Consider the following 2,659-nt stretch of genomic DNA (forward strand, 5'->3'; position numbering starts at 1 on the left):
AGGTGCGCAGCACCTTGATGAGCATAGTCAATGAGAACGATGAAGCCAATCGGGCTATTAGTAAGGCTAAGCTTCATGCATTACTGCACGTCCACACGCCTCCTATCAACGTGGTCGTCTTCCACGGCCCTGATAGGGAATACTCGTTTTCAGGTGGGTTTCCCGCTTAGATGCCTTCAGCGGTTATCCCTTCCATATATAGCTACCCTGCTATGCCGTTGGCACGACAACAGGTCCACCAGAGATATGTCCATCCCGGTCCTCTCGTACTAGGGACAGATCCTGTCAATATTCCTACACCCACGGCAGATAGGGACCGAACTGTCTCACGACGTTCTGAACCCAGCTCACGTACCGCTTTAATTGGCGAACAGCCAAACCCTTGGGACCTGCTCCAGCCCCAGGATGCGATGAGCCGACATCGAGGTGCCAAACAACCCCGTCGATATGGACTCTTGGGGGTCATCAGCCTGTTATCCCCGGCGTACCTTTTATCCGTTGAGCGATGGCCCTTCCACGCGGGACCACCGGATCACTATGACCGACTTTCGTCTCTGCTCGACTTGTCAGTCTCGCAGTCAGGCGGGCTTATGCCATTGCACTCGACGACCGATTTCCGACCGGTCTGAGCCCACCATCGCGCGCCTCCGTTACTCTTTCGGAGGCGACCGCCCCAGTCAAACTACCCACCATACACTGTCCCGGATCCGGATAACGGACCGCGGTTAGACATCCATGACGATAAGGGTGGTATTTCAAGGATGGCTCCACGAGAACTGGCGTCCCCGCTTCAAAGCCTACCACCTATCCTACACATGCCGACACGAATGCCAGTGTAAAGCTATAGTAAAGGTGCACGGGGTCTTTCCGTCTAACCGCAGGAACCCCGCATCTTCACGGGGAATTCAATTTCACTGAGTCTATGTTGGAGACAGCGGGGAAGTCGTTACGCCATTCGTGCAGGTCGGAACTTACCCGACAAGGAATTTCGCTACCTTAGGACCGTTATAGTTACGGCCGCCGTTTACTGGGGCTTCAGTTCAAAGCTTGCACCTCTCCCTTTAACCTTCCAGCACCGGGCAGGCGTCAGGCCCTATACGTCGTCTTTCGACTTCGCAGAGCCCTGTGTTTTTGATAAACAGTCGCTACCCCCTGGTCTGTGCCACCCCTTTCCACTTGCGTAAAAAGGGGTCACGCTTCTTCCGAAGTTACGCGTGCAATTTGCCGAGTTCCTTCAACATAGTTCTCTCAAGCGCCTTGGTATGCTCTACCTGACCACCTGTGTCGGTTTCGGGTACGGTCTATACGGTGGAGCTATTTCCTGGAACCGCCCCGCTGCACATCCAATCCAATAAGGAAGTACAACTTACGCGATCCGTCACTACCACCAGGCCCACGAATATTAACGTGGTTCCCATCGACTACGCATTTCTGCCTCGCCTTAGGGGCCGGCTAACCCTGCTCAGATTAACTTTAAGCAGGAACCCTTGGTCTTTCGGCGAGGGGGTCTCTCACCCCCTTTATCGTTACTCATGTCAACATTCGCACTTCCGATATCTCCAGAGGCCCTCACGGGTCCTCCTTCACAGACTTACGGAACGCTCCGCTACCACATACACTTGCGTGCATATCCTCAGCTTCGGTGCATGGCTTTAGCCCCGTTACATTTTCGGCGCAAAGACCCTTATTTAGACCAGTGAGCTGTTACGCTTTCTTTAAATGATGGCTGCTTCTAAGCCAACATCCTGGTTGTTTTGGGATCCTCACATCCTTTCCCACTTAGCCATGACTTGGGGACCTTAGCTGGAGGTCAGGGTTGTTGCCCTCTTCACGACGGACGTTAGCACCCGCCGTGTGTCTGCCGACTAGTACTCCTCGGTATTCGGAGTTTGGTTAGGATCAGTAAGACGGTGAGTCCCCATAGCCCATCCAGTGCTCTACCCCCGAGGGTATTCGGTCGACGCTCTACCTAAATAGATTTCGCGGAGAACCAGCTATCTCCGAGTTTGATTGGCCTTTCACCCCTAGCCACAAGTCATCCCAATCTATTGCAACAGATGCGGGTTCGGCCCTCCAGTTGGTGTTACCCAACCTTCAGCCTGCTCATGGCTAGATCACTCGGTTTCGGGTCTAATGCATCTAACTAAATCGCCCTATTCAGACTCGCTTTCGCTGCGCCTACACCTACCGGCTTAAGCTTGCTAGATACACTAAGTCGTTGACCCATTATACAAAAGGTACGCCGTCAGGCCCCTTACTAAAAAGAGCGCCCTCCGACTGCTTGTAGGCATCCGGTTTCAGGTTCTATTTCACTCCCCTTGTCGGGGTGCTTTTCACCTTTCCCTCACGGTACTTGTTCGCTATCGGTCATGCACGAGTACTTAGGCTTGGAGAGTGGTCTCCCCATGTTCAGACAGGATTTCACGTGTCCCGCCCTACTCAAGGACAATGTCTGTTCTACGCTTACGGGGCTATCACCCACTCTAGCCAGGCTTTCCAACCTGTTCAGCTTTATTCAACATTGCCACTGGCCTGGTCCGCGTTCGCTCGCCACTACTTACGGAGTCTCGGTTGATGTCCTTTCCTTCAGGTACTTAGATGTTTCAGTTCCCTGAGTTCGCTTCTTACACCCTATGTATTCAGGTGTAGATACCTTATT

At 53.0% G+C, this 2,659-nt stretch carries 1 rRNA gene; it reads right to left on the reverse strand.

The window, feature by feature from the left end:
• Positions 1-36 precede the first annotated feature (36 nt).
• Positions 37-2,659: ribosomal RNA gene (locus IFT66_RS23300) — 23S ribosomal RNA — on the reverse strand; the annotation flags it as partial.

The sequence above is a fragment of the Rhizobium sp. CFBP 13726 genome (genome assembly GCF_014841925.1).
Taxonomy (GTDB): domain Bacteria; phylum Pseudomonadota; class Alphaproteobacteria; order Rhizobiales; family Rhizobiaceae; genus Neorhizobium; species Neorhizobium soli.